At 34.4% G+C, this 4,166-nt stretch carries 3 protein-coding genes; 1 reads left to right on the forward strand and 2 read right to left on the reverse strand.

Translation table 11 applies throughout. The features are described from left to right. Positions 1–3,224 (reverse strand): N-6 DNA methylase (locus CQA53_RS10295; RefSeq protein WP_115543880.1); only part of this gene is annotated, 3,224 nt, incomplete at its 3' end. Positions 3,225–3,281: 57 nt separating this feature from the next. Then, positions 3,282–3,461 (reverse strand): hypothetical protein, encoded by a 180-nt coding sequence (locus CQA53_RS12205; RefSeq protein ID WP_147290034.1) that lies wholly within the window; start codon positions 3,459–3,461, stop codon positions 3,282–3,284. A 23-nt stretch (positions 3,462–3,484) separates the two neighbouring features. On the opposite strand from CQA53_RS12205, the gene CQA53_RS12530 reads away from it, so the two are divergent. Next, positions 3,485–4,166: hypothetical protein (locus CQA53_RS12530; protein ID WP_181882436.1), on the forward strand; the 682-nt coding region annotated here is incomplete at its 3' end.

The raw sequence follows: 4,166 nt of genomic DNA on the forward strand, positions 1-4,166 counted from the left end.
ATAGAGTCTTGGGCGATGACACCACAATTTACAAGGATTGCTTTGATAAGATTTTGATACTCTTCTATGCTCATTCTTATTGTTTTGTATTGCTCTTCTACCTTTTCACATTCGCTCACGATTTGTTGTTGAATCTCAAGCGGTGGGAGGGGGATTTTTAATTGTGATAAATTTGTTTTTGTAATTTGTGGCTGAGCTGACCCTGTAATAATGTGTGAAATATTTGATAAAGGTAGAATATAAATTAAAAATTTCTTTAAAACTTCTTTTGAGTTTAATGGCGAAATAACCATAGCATTTCCTGTTATCCAAGACTCTGGTTCTGTAAAATTAATAGTTCCACAAGTTGCACCTCTACAAGTCATAGCTACTTCAGAATCTTTGTGATTATATTCATTGAAGTATCCAATAATTCCGTTAGCTCCATAAACTTTGTATTTTCCTTGTTCTAAAATTTCTGTGCTAGTAATAGTTTTTGGCTGATACATTTTACAAATAGATTCTAACTTCACCAACGGATACCTATAATTTGCAAAAGGATTATGGATTGCTTCGGCTTCGCCTCGCAATGACCGCGAAGGACTTAAACTTATCGCCTTATCAAATTCCACTTTGCTAAAATCTATCATATCTACAAGCCTTGCCCTACTTGCGTATTGTGTCAAATCATTTGGAATCTCAAATTCATTTTTCAAAAAGCTTTGTTTGATGAGAAAGCTAAGCTTGTTTTGATTATCTGGATTGCCCCTTTCAAAAAGTGGTGTGAGATATGGGGTATTTAGCTCTTTAAGCCCCTCACTGCCCTTTCTATCACTCCATTCATAGCCTAAGAATTTCTTTTGCTCTTTATTTTCACTAGGAGATTTAATAATCAGCACTTCATTTTCTATACTCAAAGCAAAGTAAAGCAATTTTTCTTTTTCTCTCTCAAGGCAAAAATGGACAAATTCTTTCTCCTCTAAGGCTTTTTTATCCTCACAATCTTTATAAATCTTAGAATCTTTGAGCTTTTTATATGAGGCACTTTTAAGAAATTCTTGCTTGTATTCTTTGAAATTTTCATTTTCTAATATCTCATCGCTCAATATAGAATCTAAAAATGATTTGTAAGATTCTGGCTCAAAACCTCTATAACTTATATAAGATTCTAATAAATCATTTTCTTTAAAATTATCATTATTGATGAGATTTTCATAGTCTAATCTCTCTTGAAGGAATTTAAATCTTTGTGAGTTTAGCTTGTCGTTTTCAAAACTTATTCGCTTTTGCATAAATAAAATAATCGTGTTTGTCCCTGTCGCACCAAAAGTATTACTCCCTAGCTCCACAATAGAGATGATATCAAAGTTTTGGAGGATAATTTCTCTGGTTTGCTCATAAATCCCGCTTTTATTGAGGAGTGAAGAGGGTAAAATAATAGCCGTGATAGCCTTATCGTCTAAAAGCTGATTGGCTCGCTCGATAAAAAAGCATTCGATATTGTTGTTTGTTTCTAAGTTGATTTGCTGACTAAAAAGCGTATAGCTTTTGCGTGATTTTTCGCTCAAAGTCTCTAAAAAGCCCTGCACACTATAAGGAGGATTAGCAACAAGTATATCAAAACTAAAATTATTCATCTTAGATTCTAACGCATCGCTTGAGAGTGCGTCTGCATAGAGGATATTTATCTCATTTTGCCCATACATACAGCTTGAGACTTTGGCAACTTTGCTTAAGCGATATTCTTTTTCTATGCCATAGATTTGAGAAAAATATTCTTTTACATTTTCTTTTTTGCAGAACTCTTGCAAAAAATTCGCATAAGTATTGAGAAAATGCCCCGCTCCACACGCATAATCAAGCACTTTTGGAATCTTTGTATCAATATAATCTTGCAAGGGCAAAGAATACATTATAAACTCACAAATTTGCACAGGGGTAAAAAACTGCCCCTCATCTTGCTTCATACCTTTTTGTAAAAAGAGTTCAAAAAGATTGCCTAAGAATTGATTGGTTTTGTTTTGGGTGAGTTTGAGATTCTCAAAAAGCTTCACAACCGACATAAGCACTAAGGCATTTTGATAAAAAAGCTCCTCATTATGCACTTCCAAAAATGCAAAATCATTGTTTGAATAAAATTTTAATGCTTTAATAAATCCTTTGACTTCGCTTTCCAAGCTTGAAATGCTCTTTTTGTTATGATTTAACGCACTAAAAGCCTTTTCTATTGTCTCATCTGCGATAAAGGTTACTTCTTCTTTCAGAAACTCGCTCATCGCCTCTTTATAAAGCAACATTAATCTATCTTGCATATCCTCAAAGCTATCTGCAATCACGCCACGATAAACAAATTTGAGATTATTTTTATTGTGAATCTCATCATAGATTTTACACAAAAAGAGATTGACAAGCTTATCAAAGGCATTTTCTTTTCCTGAAATATTATACTTTCGCAAGATTTTTGCAAATTCGTGATATTTACCATCTTCGTGCTTTTTAGAATCATCTTTAAAAGATTGCAATTCTTTTAAGTCCTCGAAACAAAGAGCATTTTTTCCTACTTCATAGGCATTGATATTTCGCTCAAAGATTCCAATGCTTGAAGCATCATATTTATAAATCTCACTCCAAACTTTAAAAACTTCCTCATTCGTATTAGCGTTTTTGTATGAATCTTTAAAATCATTTTTTCTTAAATAATCTTCATTGTCTTGCATATTTAAAATATAATTTTCAAAAATAATATTTTCCCCATTAAAATCACTCGTATAAAGACAAAGGAATTTGACATTTTTATCTTGCTGATAGTATGAGAGAAGCTGTCCGCCATTGTTTTGCATTCGCTCCCACTCTTTTTTAAATTCACTATTTTTAGAATCTGTGGTTTTGCACTCAAGAAGCAAATAGGAATTTCCCTCATTATCTTTGACCAAAATATCAGCTTTACCACTTTTTGCCTCTCTGCCTAGTTGCCATTTTGGCTCTAGCTCTAAATGCTGTGGTTTGTAGCCTTTTTCTAAAAGTCTATGCACACATTCAAAGACAACAAAATTTTCAGGTTTAGAAAAATTACTCGTAGTTGCGTCATTGATGATGATTCCCTTAGGATAAAGAAGCTTTGAGTGTTTAAAATCAGCTTGTAGTTCGCATTCTAAATCATCAAATATTTTTATATACACCTCATCATTATTGTGTTGAAATCCTAGAGATTCTAAACTTGCTTTAAAATTTTCTTTTGTAATCACAATTCCTACCTACATATTTACTCAAGTTGCTATTATAACAAGGATTTTATTTAAATGCTACTTTCTTAGATATTCATAAAAGTGTTTTGTTGAAGCCTCGCGTTTGGGTAGGGGTAAAAGTGAAGTTGAAGCCTCTCTTTCACCACCGCCCAAACGGATACGACACTCAATCATAGTGGTAAAAACGATATAATTTCTCCTCGTGTTTTGTGATAGAATCACAATTTTGTAAGTCATTAAAGTCATTACAAGGAGCAAGTATGCAAACTCTCAAAAAGTGCCTAAAACTCATATTCGCCCTCTATGGGATTATTGGGATTATAGTGTTTTATGCGTGGGCAGAGCCTTTGTGTCTCTCTGAAGCACAGATTAAGGCAGGAGAATACGCAGTCAAAATAATCAAGGAATATGGCGGCGATGAGGTAGGCGGAGAAAGCGGTGTGCTGAAGCATTATAGTGATGCAACCTATGTCAAGGCAAATTCGTGGGGAGTGGATTATGAAGTGATAGAGTTGAATGAGACAATCAAAAGCATACAGATTCTAGGACACAAAAATGATAAATCAAGTGTTGATGATTGGTTTCCTCATGGGGACTATGGGGATTGGCATAAAATGGGCAAAGTAGTTTTTGAAGCACATTCTCTCCCCAAAGGGAGCAAGATTCTAGTGAGAGCCGCTACTCCGGGTAGCGCAAGTGTGGGCGGTGTGGTATATCTCACTCTTAAAAATGGTGTAAAAATCACACATATCATCACAGAAGATGGGCTAGGGAGCGATTATTTCTATGATAAATCTGGCGAAATATATTCCGAGTGCCGCGCGTATGAGATTCTATATAAATATATAGAATCTGGTGAGGCGCATTCATTCACTCGCTTAGAGAAATACACCGCCTCTTCGCGTTTGCCATCAAATGCCTCTTTTTTGAATCGCATTGATT

The organism is Helicobacter didelphidarum (assembly GCF_003364195.1).
Lineage (GTDB): Bacteria > Campylobacterota > Campylobacteria > Campylobacterales > Helicobacteraceae > Helicobacter_A > Helicobacter_A didelphidarum.

Bases quoted from the DNA above. Each gene is read 5' to 3' on its own strand.
- CQA53_RS12205 (WP_147290034.1), bottom strand. From the start codon at position 3,461: ATGACTTACAAAATTGTGATTCTATCACAAAACACGAGGAGAAATTAT.